Below are 13,056 nucleotides of genomic sequence, written 5' to 3' on the forward strand. Positions count from 1 at the left end.
TCAGCTATGCCCCACCTGGCTGGAGAGATGCAGGGGATTGACGCCTATGCTCGCGGCGGCCTGTTGCCAGCGCAGGTGGATGGGGGTGTCGAAGACCAGTTTGGGATTGGGCGGGATCACCAGCCAGGCGCCATCCGCCAGCTCCTGCTCCAGCTGCCCTGCGCTCCAGCCGGCGTAGCCGAGGGCCACCAGCCAGTGGTCCGGGGCTTGGTCGGTGCCCAGGGTCTCGAGGATGTCCTTGGAGGTGGTGACCATCATCTCGTCGCTCACCTGCAAGGTGGAGTTGAAGCCCGGGCGGAAGCTGTGCAGCACGAAGCCGCGATCCCCGTGCACCGGGCCGCCCTGCAGCACCGGCTGCTTCATCTCGGCCGTATCGGGGGGGCTCAGCTTGAGCTTGGTCAGCATGGTGTCCAGGGACATGTCGACCGGAATGTTGACCACCAGGCCCATGGCGCCTTCGCTGCTGTGCTCGCACAGGTAGACCAGGGAGCGCTGGAAATAGGCGTCCGTGAGGCTCGGCATGGCGAGCAGGAAGTGATTTTGCAATGTCTGCATAGAGTGCATAGGACTAATAGTGCAAAGGTAGTTGGGGTGATTATGGCAGTTAGGGGCGGCAGGCAAAACCGCTTTTTGCGACCGGGGAAGGCGGTGGATCGCCTCGGCGCAAGGGGATGAACGGGGCCTTTGAAGACCCCGGTCGGTTTTATTTACCCAGTCGGCGCTCGATGGCATCCATCAGCATGGCGCTGATGTGCACCGGGAAGGCCGCCTCTATCTCGCGGATGCAGGTGGGGCTGGTGACGTTAATCTCGGTCAGGCGATCGCCGATGATGTCGAGGCCGACGAAGATGAGCCCCTTCTCCTTCAGGGTCGGGCCCACCGCGCGGGCGATGGCCCAGTCGGCCTCGCTCAGGGGACGGGCCTCGCCACGGCCGCCGGCGGCCAGGTTGCCGCGGGTCTCGCCCTGGGCCGGGATGCGCGCCAGGCAGTAGGGCACCGGCTCGCCGTCCACCACCAGCACCCGCTTGTCCCCCTCCTTGATGGCGGGCAGATAGGTCTGGGCCATGCAGTACTGGTTGCCGTGGGCGGTGAGGGTCTCGATGATGACGCCGACGTTGGCGTCATCCTCCTTCATGCGGAAGATGGAGGCGCCGCCCATGCCGTCCAGGGGCTTGAGGATCACGTCCTTGTGCTCGGCGTGGAAGGCGCGCAGCTTGTCGGCGCGGCGGGTCACCAGCGTGGTCGGGGTGTGCTCGGCAAACCAGGCGGTGTAGAGCTTCTCGTTGGCGTCGCGCAGGCTCTGGGGCTTGTTGACGATGAGGCAGCCCTCGTCCTCGGCCCGCTCCAGCATGTAGGTGGCGTAGATGAACTCGGTGTCGAAGGGGGGATCCTTGCGCATCAGGATCACGTCCAGGGTGGAGAGGGGCTGATCCACCACCTCGCCCAGGGTGAACCAGTGGGCGTAATCATGCCTGACGGTGAGCGGACGCATGGTGCCAAACGCCCGTCCGGCCTCCATGTAGAGATCCTTCATCTCCAGATAGAACAGCTCATAGCCGCGCTTCTGCGCCTCTTCGAGCATGGCGAAGCTGGAGTCCTTCTTGATGTTGATGGACGAGATGGGGTCCATCACGATGCCGAGTTTGATGGTCATCCGAATTTCCTTCTGGTGGCTCGATTGGGTGTGATGACCCCCTCCCTGCCTCCCCCTTCACAAGGGGGNCCTGCGAAGGGGAGGGCCGGGGTGGGGTCGGCTGTCAGGCCAGATCGCCGAAGCGACACTGCAGCGCCGTGATGGCGGTCAGGGCGGCGGTCTCGGTGCGCAGCACCCGAGGCCCCAGCAGCATCTCCTTGAAGTCTTCCTGCACGGTACGGGCGATCTCGTCGCTGGACAAGCCCCCTTCCGGGCCGATCAGCAGGCGCACCCCGTGCTCCGGTACCGGCAGGGTGTTGATGCTGTAGGGCGCCCGCGGGTGCAGGTTGAGCTTGAGCTCTTTCGTTTCTTCCGCGAGCCAGGCGTCCAGCTCCATGGGCATGCGCACCTCGGGCACGGTATTGCGGCCGCACTGCTCGCAGGCGCTGATCACCACCTTCTGCCACTGCTCGCGCTTCTTCTCCAACCGATCCGCCGGCAGCTTGACGCCGCAGCGCTCGGAGAAGAGCGGGGTGATGCAGGTGACGCCGAGCTCCACGGACTTCTGGATGGTGAAGTCCATCTTGTCGCCGCGGCTGATCACCTGGCCCAGGTGAATGGCAAGGGGCGATTCCACCGACTGGGTGTCGCAACGGTCGATGCGCACCTCCACCGACTTTTTGCCCACATTCGTGATGGTGGCGGGATACTGGTGGCCGTCGCCGTTGAACAGCTCGAGCTGCTGGCCCGGCTGCATGCGCAGCACCCGGCCGATGTGGTTGGCACCGTCTTCCGACAGGGCCAGGGTCTGGCCCGCCTGCAGGGGGGCCGGTTCATAGATACGTGGGATGCGCATGGCTCAATTCTGTCTCTCGCTCAAGGGAAGGGATGTTAAATCCCTTGTGCCCATAGATGGGGCTATTGGCACTGCTTTTCAATAAAGGGGTTGGTATTGCCCTGCAGTTTGCCGATGCGGCGGTTGCGCTCGCACTCCCAGCGATCCGCCGGATAGAGGCGATCCCAGGCCTCGAACAGTTTACGCTGTTGGGCGGCGAGGCGCAGCCCGTACTGCTCGCTCATGTAGAGATAGGCACGGGCGATCTGGCCACGCACCGGCCCCTTGGGCGGCTGCACCCGGCGATCCTTGAAGTCCACCAGCATCTGGCACTTGCCGTACTGGTTCGGCTTGCCGTTCCAGTCGGAGAAGCGGAAGTTCGCCCGATCGCCGTTCACCTCGCCGATGGCGGGGAAGAGGTTGTGCATGTCCCCCTCCATCCTGTTGAACTCGTCGCTCTTGCCGCAGTTCTTGCGGCCCCCCTCCTGCCAGCACTGCAGCTGGTGGCCGAACTCCCAGGCGGGTACCACGTGCTCCCACTCGATGCGCGAGGCCCGCTCGGCCTGCTTGCGCGGCAGGTAGCCGCAACTCTCCCAGTCGGGGGCCATCTTCTTGCCGCTGAACTTGATGTTGCAGCCGCAGTAGAAGGTGGTGGGGTGGCTCTGGTAGAGCTTGTTCAGATCCTGTTTGGCGGCGCGAAAGGTCTGGATGTTGTCGGCATGGGCCGGGGCGCTGACCAGCAGGGCCAGGCAGAGGGAGAGCAGAGGGCGAAACATGAATATCCTTGGCAATGAAACAGTTGAGTGAAGAGGATGCGCACACTATCACAGGGGCGCGACACAGGGTGACTCAATCCGCCGTGGTGTCGCGCTGCCACACCAGGGGCTGGCGACAGCGACGGCAGTGATAGCGGGCCTCGCCGCGCATCACCTTGTTGTGGCGGCGCACCGAGAGGGGATGCTGCTGGCAGGCGCAGGCGTAAACGAAGGTGCGCTGGGCCAGCACGCCGAGATCGAAGCTGTGGGTGGTACTGGGCTCGAGGCCGAACAGCTCCCGCATCACCGACTGCCACTGGCGGCCGTGGGGCAGTACCCGGCTCTTGCCGCGCCCCTCTCCCCAGAGCGCATGGACCAGCAGGTGCGCCACCTCGTGGGGCACCACTTCCCTGAGAAACGCCTGCTGATTGGCCTGATAGAGCGTCGGATTGAAACGCAGCTCCCAGGTCTGCAGCCGAGCCGATCCTGCCGCCCGGCCCCGCATATTGCAGTGGACCTGCGGGCGGGGGAAGGGGCGGCCAAGCCGCGTTTCGGCCTGCACAAAGCAGGCCTCGACGCGCGCGAGCAGCGTCTCGATGAGGGCGGGGTCGAGCCGGGTAGCGGTGGCAGGCATGGGATCCTCGGGACAGGACACAAAAGCAAAAGGGGAGCCAGGCTCCCCTTTTATCACAACGGCCAGCCTTACAGACCGGCGGCGTCGCGCAGCAGAGCGGCCTTGTCGGTCTTCTCCCAGGGGAACTCGTCGCGACCGAAGTGGCCGTAGGCGGCGGTCGCCTGGTAGATCGGGCGCTTCAGATCCAGCATCTCGATGAGGCCGTAGGGGCGCAGCTCGAAGAACTCGCGCACCAGCTTCACCAGCAGCTCCTCGGCCACCTTGCCGGTGCCGAAGGTCTCGACGCTGATGGAGGTGGGCTCGGCCACGCCGATGGCGTAGGAGACCTGCACTTCACAGCGATCCGCCAGACCCGCGGCGACGATGTTCTTGGCCACGTAGCGGGCGGCATAGGCGGCGGAGCGGTCCACCTTGGACGGGTCCTTGCCGGAGAAGGCGCCACCACCGTGACGGGCCATGCCGCCGTAGGTGTCGACGATGATCTTGCGACCGGTCAGGCCGCAGTCACCCATGGGGCCGCCGATGACGAAACGGCCGGTCGGGTTGATGAAGTACTTGGTGTCCTTGGTGATCCACTCGGCCGGCAGCACTGGCTTGATGATCTCCTCGCGCACCGCTTCCACCAGGTCCTTGTGGCTGATGGAGTCGCAATGCTGGGTGGAGAGGACCACGGCATCGACACCCAGGATCTTGCCTGCGTCGTCGTAGGCGAAGGTCAGCTGGCTCTTGGCATCCGGGCGCAGCCACGGCAGGGTGCCGTTCTTGCGCACTTCTGCCTGACGCTTCACCAGCAGGTGAGAGTAGGTGATGGGCGCGGGCATCAGCACGTCGGTTTCGTTGGTGGCGTAACCGAACATCAGGCCCTGGTCACCGGCACCCTGCTCGTACGGGTCGGTACGGTCGACGCCCTGGTTGATGTCCGGGGACTGCTTGCCGATGGCGTTCAGCACGGCGCAGGAGTCGGCGTCGAAGCCCATGTCGGAGTGGGTGTAACCGATCTCGCGCACGGTGTCGCGCACGATCTGCTCGATATCGACCCAGGCAGAGGTGGTCACTTCGCCGGCGACCATCACCATGCCGGTCTTGACCAGGGTTTCACAGGCGACGCGCGCCTTGGTGTCCTGTTCCAGGATGGCGTCCAGCACCGCATCGGAGATCTGGTCGGCGATTTTATCGGGATGGCCTTCGGAGACCGACTCGGAAGTAAACAGCTTTGCCATGTTTGGTTCTCAATTCGTAAGGGTTATCGCCTTGGCCATAACCGGATAATGACAGGATGACTGTAGAGGTATCTACATCTGGACGTCTATTTTAATTAGGTCACCGGGTGATTGCCAGCACTATTTGGGGGCGGAGCCGACCGGGCCAAGGCTCGGGGTGGATCCACCCCCATGGGGGTAAACGAGGGGGCGGATTGAATCGTTTTCCCGCAGCAGAAAAGCGATTGTGCTCCCAAAGCCACTTTATTCGCCCAGATAATATTTGCACGCCGCGCCCCCTGCTGGGACAATAACGCGCCTTAATCTTGGCCATCAAATGAAGCAATCGCAGGAGATACAGATGCCTTCTCGTAAAGAGCTTGCCAATGCCATTCGCGCATTGAGTATGGATGCCGTTCAAAAAGCCAACTCCGGTCACCCGGGCGCCCCCATGGGAATGGCGGATATCGCTGAAGTGCTGTGGCGTAGCCACCTGAAACACAACCCGAACAACCCCAAGTGGGCCGACCGCGACCGTTTCATTCTCTCCAACGGCCACGGCTCCATGCTGCTGTACTCCCTGCTGCACCTCTCCGGTTATGACCTCTCCATCGACGATCTGAAAAACTTCCGCCAACTGCACTCTCGCACCCCGGGTCACCCGGAGTACGGTTATGCACCGGGCGTCGAGACCACCACGGGTCCGCTGGGTCAGGGCATCACCAACGCAGTCGGCATGGCGATCGCCGAGAAGGCCATGGCCGAGCAGTTCAACCAGCCGGGTCACGACATCGTCGACCACTACACCTATGCCTTCATGGGCGACGGCTGCCTGATGGAAGGCATCTCCCACGAAGCCTGCTCCCTGGCCGGCACCCTGGGTCTGGGCAAGCTGATCGCGTTCTGGGATGACAACGGTATCTCCATCGACGGTCACGTGGAAGGCTGGTTCACCGACGACACCCCCAAGCGCTTCGAAGCCTACGGCTGGCACGTCATCCCGTCCGTTGACGGTCACAACCCGGAGGCCATCAACGCCGCCATCGAAGCCGCCAAGGCCGAGACCGGCAAGCCGACCCTGATCTGCTGCCGCACCATCATCGGCTACGGTTCCCCGAACAAGTCCGGTTCCCACGACTGCCACGGCGCACCGCTGGGCAACGACGAGATCGCCGCCGCCCGTGCCTTCCTGAAGTGGGACCACGCGCCCTTCGTGATCCCGTCCGAGATCGCCGCCGAGTGGAACGGTCAGGAGAAGGGCGCCAAGCTCGAATCCGACTGGGCTGCCAAGTTCGCCGCCTATGAAGCCGCTCACCCGGCCCTGGCTGCCGAGTTCAAGCGCCGCACTGCTGGCGAGCTGCCGGCCAACTGGGCCGCCGAATCCGCCAAGATCATCGAAACCCTGCAGGCCAACCCGGCCAAGATCGCGACCCGCAAGGCCTCCCAGAACTCCCTGGAAGCCTTCGGCAAGCTGCTGCCGGAATTCATGGGCGGCTCCGCGGATCTCGCGCCGTCCAACCTGACCATGTGGTCCGGCTCCAAGTCCCTGACCCCCGAGAGCGCCGCAGGCAACTACATCCACTACGGCGTGCGCGAGTTCGGCATGTCCGCCATCATGAACGGCATCGCCCTGCACGGTGGTTTCATCCCCTACGGCGCCACCTTCCTGATGTTCATGGAGTACGCCCGCAACGCCCTGCGTATGGCCGCCCTGATGAAGCAGCGTGCCATCTTCGTCTACACCCACGACTCCATCGGTCTGGGTGAAGATGGCCCGACCCACCAGCCGGTCGAGCAGATCGCCTCCCTGCGTCTGACTCCGAACATGAGCACCTGGCGTCCCTGTGACCAGGTAGAGTCCGCCATCGCCTGGAAACACGCCATCGAGCGTACCGACGGCCCGACCTCCCTGATCTTCTCCCGTCAGAACCTGGCCCAGATGGACCGCACCGCCCAGCAACTGGCCGATGCCGCCAAGGGTGGTTACGTGCTGAAGGATTGCGCCGGTACTCCGGAGCTGATCCTGATCGCCACCGGTTCCGAAGTGGAGCTGGCCGTGGCCGCCTATGAGCAGCTGACTGCCAAGGGCCGTGCCGTGCGCGTGGTCTCCATCCCGTCTACCGACGTTTTCGACGCCCAGTCCGCCGAGTACAAGGAGTCCGTCCTGCCGGCCGCCGTCACCAAGCGCGTGGCCATCGAAGCGGGCATCGCCGACTACTGGTACAAGTACGTGGGCTTTGGCGGCAAGATCATCGGCATGCGCACCTTCGGTGAGTCCGCCCCGGCCGAGCTGCTGTTCAAGGAATTCGGCTTTACCGTGGAAAACGTGGTGGCGACCGCTGAGTCCCTGTAACAGCCCCTGTAATCGCTGACCATTGGGCCGCTTAGGTCCAATAGCCGGAAAATAAAACGCCCTCCATCGCAAGATGGGGGGCGTTTTTATTGGCAAAGGAAATAATAAATTAAAAATATATTTCAATGACTGAGAGTTGATAGTACTTTCTCTGGATGATTGATTTTTCATTGTTTAAATAAAGGCTAAAATATGGTTGCAAGAGGCTGGTTTATTATAGTCGCTGTTTGGGTGCTTTTATTTTACCCTATTGCTTTATATGTAAATACATTTGGTGGAGAGTTGACACAAGACCACTCTCGATGGGCTGAATTTGGCTCGGCAATTGGAGGCATCTATACTCCAATACTCGGATTTATTACGCTAGTAGTTTTGACTCGTCAGCTTTCTTTACAGAAACAGATGAATGACCAGTATTATTTGCAGCAAGCACGAGAAGATATTGAATTTTATGCATCGCAGTTATCTAATATTCTTGATGAATCACTGGTCGGTGATGTGCCATTGAGGGCTGTACTTCACGAAAAGTTTATGTTTTGTAGCCCTGAAAATCTATGTTCAATGGATATGAAGAATATTGCCATTGACATTCATAGGGTAATGCCACAGGCACTTGATATATGGGCAGCTATATACCCTATATTAATGGGGCTGTCTGCGGTGGATGACTCATTATTTAAAATGACACTGGTTTCTTCAAAGCAAAAATTAGTTGCATTACTAAGCTTCGAAATATGTGTTGCTTTAGATAATTTACATTTTTGTCGTGTTGATGGAAAAAGCAGTTTTACATATTCATTTAACAATAAGTTACAATAGAGATATCTAAGTAGAATTCTTGGTACTACAACATTTCGTAGGCTAGATTAGGAAAGAGCAATCAGACGTTCGCATTTTTTACATCGATGCCATAAAAATAATACCCTTTCCTGTTACCAAAAAAGAGACCGGCATATAGCCGGTCTCTTTTTATTATTCAGGGCATGTGTTACGCCTGCGGCGGGGTACTTTCCGCGTTGGACATCACCGCATCCATCTGCACCAGGGCGCCGGCGGGCAGTTCGCTTACACCGATCACGGTGCGGGCGGGGTGGTAGCCCGGGAAGTACTGGGTATAGATGGCGTTGACCGCCTCCAGATCCTCGATGTTCTTCAGCTGGATATTGACCTTGACGATATCGTCCATCACGTGGCCGATGCTCTCCACAATAGTCTTGATATGGCCGAGGCACTGGGCGGTCTGCTCACGGACGCAGCCGGTCAGCACCTTGCCGGTGGCCATGTCGATCGGCAGCTGGCCGGCGATATGGTTGTAGTGGGAGAAGGCCACGGTCTGGGTGTGCAGCGGGCTTCTCGGCGCCTTGTCGGTATTGCGGGCACGGATCACCAGGTTGTGTCTGTCTTCCACCTGCTGGGGCGGGGTGCCGTCACCGTGGGAGATGACCGCATCCATCTGCACCCGGGCACCCAGCGGCAGGGCCGCTGCACTGATCACCGAGCGGGCCGGCAGGTAGGCGGCGGCGCGGGCGATGGCCGAATCCGGGAAGAAGGTGGTGTAGACCTCGTTGACGGCCTCCAGATCCGCCAGGTTGGTCAGATAGACAGTCACCTTGACGATATCGTCGAAGGGCACGTCTATCCCCTCCAGCACGGTCTTGATATTGCGCAGGCACTGGGCGGCCTGTTCGCGGATGCCGCCGTCAATCAGGGCGCTGGAGGCCGGATCGAGCGGCAGCTGGGCACCGATGTTGTTGTAGTGGGAGAAGGCGACGCTCTGGCAGGAGAGCGGGTCTTGCGGGGCGCGATCGCTGTTTCGGGCGAGCTTGATCAGGGGGCAGGGGGTCTGCGGGAAGGTGCCTTCCCCGTTGGAGAGCAGGGCATCCATCTGAACGGCGGCGCCGAGTGGCAGGGCCGCCACGGCGAGCACGGTGCGAGTCGGCAGCGAGTGGGGGAAGAACTCGCGATAGACGGTATCGACCGCCTCCAGATCCCCCATGTCTTTGAGGAAGAGGGTGACTTTCACCATGTCCTCCATGCCGTGGCCGATGCTCTGGACTATGGCCTGGATATTGGTGAGGCACTGTCTGGCCTGCGCCTGGATATCCCCCTCGATCAGCTTGCCCGTCCTGGGATCGACGGGGAGCTGGGCGGCAATATTGTTGTAGTGGGAAAAGGCCACGCTCTGGGTATAGGGGCCCAGATCCTGCGGTGCGTTGGGGGTATTTCTGGCGGATTTGATGATGGTACCACTCATGGCGATACTCCTTTTTCAAGCATTATTGGTGTAGGTACGGGTCACCCTCCCTCATCCTCCGATGGCCGTCCCGGCTCAGGAACGAGCGGGCACTCCTCTTTATTTCGGCAATGGCCAGCCATGCCCGGCAAATAATGACGGGTGGCAGACATTGCCTCGCATATTGAGTCGTAGTCGCCTGCGCAGGCGAACGGATAACAGAGGTATGGATTGGGTTGGTTATTTCAGACAGGGGGATTCTATGGGGGGCAACCAGGGGATGCAAACCGGGATCGCATTTCTATGAAGTGGTTCAATGCTCTGAAATATTGCGGAAATGCGGTTCAATTCACGATATATGACGGCTGGTCTGGGGTGATAAAGCGTTTTATCAGGGGAATGGCCGTCGCATGCGGGTTTGTGCCGAGGCGCCCTTGAACAATTTTGTGAATAAAGGGTTAATCATCGGCGATATTCTGCTGTTCATGCATCCAGATATGAATGGCTATGCATTTTATGCCAATGGGCGGGGCTGTCGGCAATATCAAAAATATGCTAGCCAGTGCCCGCTTTCGGTCCTTGAAACCGCAGCTGGAAATATGATTCACCCGGGCTGCATGGTGACAATGTCGTCGACAAAAGCGAGCCGCCGCCATCAGTCAATCCGGGCTGAAAATGGCATCCAGATTTATGCAATGAAATTGCAGCGGAAAAAAGAAGGAGGATGCGCAGGGTCGATAAGGTCTGCCGGCAGAGCCGGACAAGGGTGAGGCTGGGCAATGACAGAGAGGGCGGCATGTGCCGCCCTCTTCATCTTGGCGTGAGCGGGTTGCCCGCTCAGGCGGGATAGAGGGCGCCCAGCACCGCCGGGCGGCTGGCGCCGGTCACCGCGGGCAGGTTGCCCGGCTTGCGCTGGATAAAGCGCATCGCCAGCCAGGCGAAGGCGGCCCCTTCCACCCAGTCGGGGGCGAGGCCGAGCTCGGCGGTGCTGGCCAGGCGCCAGCGGGGCAGCAGGGCGGCGAGCTCCGCCAGCAGGGGGGCGTTGTGGGCGCCGCCGCCGCAGATAAAGAGCGCTCCCGTCGCATCGGGCTCAAGCACGGGCAGTTGGCGGGCGATGCTGTGGCAGGTCAGCGCCTGCAGGGTACGCTGCACGTCCACCGGGGCATAAGTGCCCCCTGCCAGCTCGTGGTCTAGCCAGTCGAGGGTAAACATCTCCCGTCCCGTGCTCTTGGGGTGGGGGGCGGCGAAGTAGGGGTGAGCCAGCAGTTTATCGAGCAGCTCGGGAACAAGCCGGCCACCAGCCGCCCAGCGGCCGCCCGCGTCGTAGTCGCCCCCCATGGGGTGGTGACGGCGATACCAGCCATCGAGCAGGGTATTGGCGGGGCCGGTATCGAAGCCATAGACCCCTGAACCGGAGCCCCCGTCGGCGTGGCCCGGCAGCACAGAGATATTGGCGATGCCGCCGAGGTTCAGCACCACCCGCAGGGCGCCCGGCTTGGCAAAAATGGCTTGATGGAAGGCGGGGACCAGGGGCGCCCCCTGGCCGCCGAGAGCCATGTCCAGGGTGCGAAAATCGCTGATGACGTCGATGCCGGTCAGGGCCGCCAGCAGGGCCGCATTGCCGATCTGCAGGGTGAAGCCGAGTTGCGGGCGGTGGCGTATGGTCTGGCCGTGAGAGCCGATGGCGCTAATGTCGGCCGGTTTCAGCCCGGCCTTGGCGAGCAGGGCCTGGGTCGCGGCGGCGAATTCCCGCGCCACCAGGTTGTCGGTGACCCCCATGCGATCGATCTCGTTGTCGCCCGGGGTGCAGAGGGCGTGCAGCTCGCGGGCGGTCTCCGCTGGCCAGGGGTGGCACAGCGCCGCCTCTACCCGCAGTTGATCCCCCTTCGTCTCGATCAGCACGGCGTCTATGCCATCCAGGCTGGTTCCCGACATCAATCCGATATAGCGCTCACTCATGGTTTCTCCTTGTGCTCTCTCCATGACGGCCAATTGCGGCAGTCGGGCCGGCCTTAGCCGCCGTTGCTGTCCCGTTTGTTCTGGGCCAGCTGCAGCTCGGTGCTGTCCAGCTTGGCCAGCTGGGGCATGGCCTGGGCCTTGAAGTTGGCCAGCGCCCGACCGCTGAGGGTCTCGGCCTGGGGCAGGGTGAGGGTGCGCGGATTCTTGTGCACGCCCCCGACCACGAATTCATAGTGCAGATGCGGGCCCGTGACGCGGCCGGTGCCGCCGAGCAGGCCTATGGTCTGGCCCTGCTTCACTCGCTGCCCCTTGTTGACGGTGCGCTTGGAGAGATGCAGGTACTTGGTGACGTAGTTGCCGGCGTGCTTGATGAAGACGTAGTTGCCGTTGAACTGGTTGTAGCCGGCGGCCACCACGCTGCCTGAGCCCGCCGCCATGATGGGGGTGCCCACCGGCGCCACGTAGTCGATGCCGTTGTGGGGGCGCACCTTGCCGGTGACCGGGTGCAGGCGGCGCGGGTTGAAGTTGGAGCTGATGTATTTGAAGTTGACCGGTGCGCGCAGGAAGCTCTTGCGCATCGCCTTGCCTTCCGGGGTGTAGTAGTTGCCATCCTCGTTCAGCACGGCGCGATAGGTGGCGCCCTGGTTGACGAACTCGGCGGCCAGGATGTCGCCGGAGGCGACCCGCTCGTCGTCCTGGTATTTGTCCTGATAGACCACCCGGAAGCTGTCCCCCGGTTGCAGGTCCTGGGCGAAGTCGATGTCCCAGCCGAAGATGGCGGCGAGATCCATGATCTGGTCCTCGGTCATGCCAGCGTCGACGGCGGCGCCCCAGAAGCTGGAGCGGATCTCCCCCCTGGCCACCTGCTCGCGGGTGTCGAGCTCGAGCTTCACCGGCCTGGCCACGAAGCCCTCGGCCTTGCGGCTTACCTTGAGCGCCTGCTCCAGGCTGTGGGGGTAGTAGAGGCTGTGCAAATCCCCGTTCCTGGTGAGCTTGAAGGTGAGCTCCTGGCCGGGTTGCAGGGTTCGCAATGGGTTGGTGGCCTCCAGCTGGGCGATGAGGTAGAGATCGCTGGCGCTGAGGCCGAGGCGCTGGAAGATGACCTGCATGTTGTCGCCGCGGCGCACCTTCACCTGTTTGGTGACATAGCTCGGCTTGGGCGGGGTGACGGGCTCGGCCCGGGCCAGCAGAGCCTCTTTGTCGACCCGCTGCTCGACGGCCAGCTCGTTGTCGTTGTCATCGACCCGGGTGGCGACTGCCTGTTCGCTCGGCCAGGCGGCCAGCATCATGATCATGATGCTCAGGATCAGCACCATCTTGCGGTGCCAGGTAGGAAGAGAATTGAAGGCGTGCCAAAGGACCATGAGAAGCAGACGAAGTTGAACCCAGAAGAAGGTCGGAGTTTACCGCCTTTCCAATTGGCCCGCCATTCCAGTAATATGTCTGGCCCTGTGG

Annotated in this window: 12 protein-coding genes; 3 read left to right on the forward strand and 9 right to left on the reverse strand. The window is 61.7% G+C overall.

Annotated features, from left to right (window positions below; translation table 11 throughout):
* The 6 genes from AB5Y72_RS20655 to metK all read right to left on the reverse strand — a co-directional run bounded on the left by AB5Y72_RS20655 (position 1) and on the right by metK (position 5,077).
* The gene (locus AB5Y72_RS20655; RefSeq protein WP_041038546.1) at positions 1 to 555 is read right to left on the reverse strand and encodes a YqgE/AlgH family protein; all 555 of its coding nucleotides are present in this window, start codon (positions 553 to 555) and stop codon (positions 1 to 3) included.
* A 148-nt stretch (positions 556 to 703) separates the two neighbouring features.
* Positions 704 to 1,654 (reverse strand): glutathione synthase, encoded by a 951-nt coding sequence (gene gshB, locus AB5Y72_RS20660; RefSeq protein ID WP_325782129.1) that lies wholly within the window; start codon positions 1,652 to 1,654, stop codon positions 704 to 706.
* A gap of 103 nt (positions 1,655 to 1,757) precedes the next feature.
* Positions 1,758 to 2,489: a 16S rRNA (uracil(1498)-N(3))-methyltransferase gene (gene rsmE / locus AB5Y72_RS20665; RefSeq protein WP_042078102.1), complete on the reverse strand. Its 732-nt coding sequence runs from the start codon at positions 2,487 to 2,489 to the stop codon at positions 1,758 to 1,760.
* Positions 2,490 to 2,551: 62 nt separating this feature from the next.
* Positions 2,552 to 3,244 (reverse strand): endonuclease, encoded by a 693-nt coding sequence (locus tag AB5Y72_RS20670; RefSeq protein WP_042078104.1) that lies wholly within the window; start codon positions 3,242 to 3,244, stop codon positions 2,552 to 2,554.
* Between the two features lie 73 nt (positions 3,245 to 3,317).
* The gene (locus AB5Y72_RS20675) at positions 3,318 to 3,857 is read right to left on the reverse strand and encodes a SprT family zinc-dependent metalloprotease (RefSeq protein WP_180911471.1); all 540 of its coding nucleotides are present in this window, start codon (positions 3,855 to 3,857) and stop codon (positions 3,318 to 3,320) included.
* A 68-nt stretch (positions 3,858 to 3,925) separates the two neighbouring features.
* On the reverse strand, positions 3,926 to 5,077 hold the full coding sequence (metK, locus tag AB5Y72_RS20680) for a methionine adenosyltransferase (protein ID WP_180911472.1): 1,152 nt from the start codon (positions 5,075 to 5,077) through the stop codon (positions 3,926 to 3,928).
* A gap of 340 nt (positions 5,078 to 5,417) precedes the next feature.
* On the opposite strand from metK, the gene tkt reads away from it, so the two are divergent.
* Positions 5,418 to 7,409 (forward strand): transketolase, encoded by a 1,992-nt coding sequence (gene tkt, locus AB5Y72_RS20685; protein ID WP_325782131.1) that lies wholly within the window; start codon positions 5,418 to 5,420, stop codon positions 7,407 to 7,409.
* Positions 7,410 to 7,601: 192 nt separating this feature from the next.
* Positions 7,602 to 8,228: a hypothetical protein gene (locus AB5Y72_RS20690; RefSeq protein ID WP_325782132.1), complete on the forward strand. Its 627-nt coding sequence runs from the start codon at positions 7,602 to 7,604 to the stop codon at positions 8,226 to 8,228.
* Positions 8,229 to 8,397: 169 nt separating this feature from the next.
* On the opposite strand, the gene AB5Y72_RS20695 is transcribed toward AB5Y72_RS20690, so the two are convergent.
* On the reverse strand, positions 8,398 to 9,663 hold the full coding sequence (locus AB5Y72_RS20695) for a RidA family protein (RefSeq protein ID WP_325782133.1): 1,266 nt from the start codon (positions 9,661 to 9,663) through the stop codon (positions 8,398 to 8,400).
* Between the two features lie 413 nt (positions 9,664 to 10,076).
* On the opposite strand from AB5Y72_RS20695, the gene AB5Y72_RS20700 reads away from it, so the two are divergent.
* Positions 10,077 to 10,412, forward strand: coding sequence for a hypothetical protein (locus tag AB5Y72_RS20700; protein ID WP_325782134.1), 336 nt, complete (start codon positions 10,077 to 10,079; stop codon positions 10,410 to 10,412).
* 67 nt (positions 10,413 to 10,479) lie between these two features.
* Here AB5Y72_RS20700 and AB5Y72_RS20705 read toward each other — a convergent pair whose 3' ends face one another.
* Together AB5Y72_RS20705 and AB5Y72_RS20710 are read right to left on the reverse strand one after the other, a co-directional pair.
* On the reverse strand, positions 10,480 to 11,601 hold the full coding sequence (locus AB5Y72_RS20705) for an anhydro-N-acetylmuramic acid kinase (protein WP_368199558.1): 1,122 nt from the start codon (positions 11,599 to 11,601) through the stop codon (positions 10,480 to 10,482).
* 53 nt (positions 11,602 to 11,654) lie between these two features.
* A complete protein-coding gene (locus AB5Y72_RS20710; RefSeq protein WP_325782135.1) occupies positions 11,655 to 12,965 on the reverse strand; it encodes a peptidoglycan DD-metalloendopeptidase family protein in 1,311 nt (436 codons plus the stop codon).
* Positions 12,966 to 13,056: the final 91 nt, after the last annotated feature.

It is taken from the genome of Aeromonas sp. R7-4, assembly GCF_040908055.1.
Taxonomy (GTDB): Bacteria; Pseudomonadota; Gammaproteobacteria; order Enterobacterales; family Aeromonadaceae; genus Aeromonas; species Aeromonas sanarellii.

Coding starts and splice junctions, on each gene's coding strand:
- rsmE (WP_042078102.1), bottom strand. CDS start 2,489: ATGCGCATCCCACGTATCTATGAACCGGCCCCCCTGCAGGCGGGCCAG.
- AB5Y72_RS20690 (WP_325782132.1), top strand. CDS start 7,602: ATGGTTGCAAGAGGCTGGTTTATTATAGTCGCTGTTTGGGTGCTTTTA.
- AB5Y72_RS20675 (WP_180911471.1), bottom strand. CDS start 3,857: ATGCCTGCCACCGCTACCCGGCTCGACCCCGCCCTCATCGAGACGCTG.
- AB5Y72_RS20670 (WP_042078104.1), bottom strand. CDS start 3,244: ATGTTTCGCCCTCTGCTCTCCCTCTGCCTGGCCCTGCTGGTCAGCGCC.
- AB5Y72_RS20705 (WP_368199558.1), bottom strand. CDS start 11,601: ATGAGTGAGCGCTATATCGGATTGATGTCGGGAACCAGCCTGGATGGC.
- gshB (WP_325782129.1), bottom strand. CDS start 1,654: ATGACCATCAAACTCGGCATCGTGATGGACCCCATCTCGTCCATCAAC.
- AB5Y72_RS20695 (WP_325782133.1), bottom strand. CDS start 9,663: ATGAGTGGTACCATCATCAAATCCGCCAGAAATACCCCCAACGCACCG.
- tkt (WP_325782131.1), top strand. CDS start 5,418: ATGCCTTCTCGTAAAGAGCTTGCCAATGCCATTCGCGCATTGAGTATG.
- metK (WP_180911472.1), bottom strand. CDS start 5,077: ATGGCAAAGCTGTTTACTTCCGAGTCGGTCTCCGAAGGCCATCCCGAT.
- AB5Y72_RS20655 (WP_041038546.1), bottom strand. CDS start 555: ATGCAGACATTGCAAAATCACTTCCTGCTCGCCATGCCGAGCCTCACG.
- AB5Y72_RS20710 (WP_325782135.1), bottom strand. CDS start 12,965: ATGGTCCTTTGGCACGCCTTCAATTCTCTTCCTACCTGGCACCGCAAG.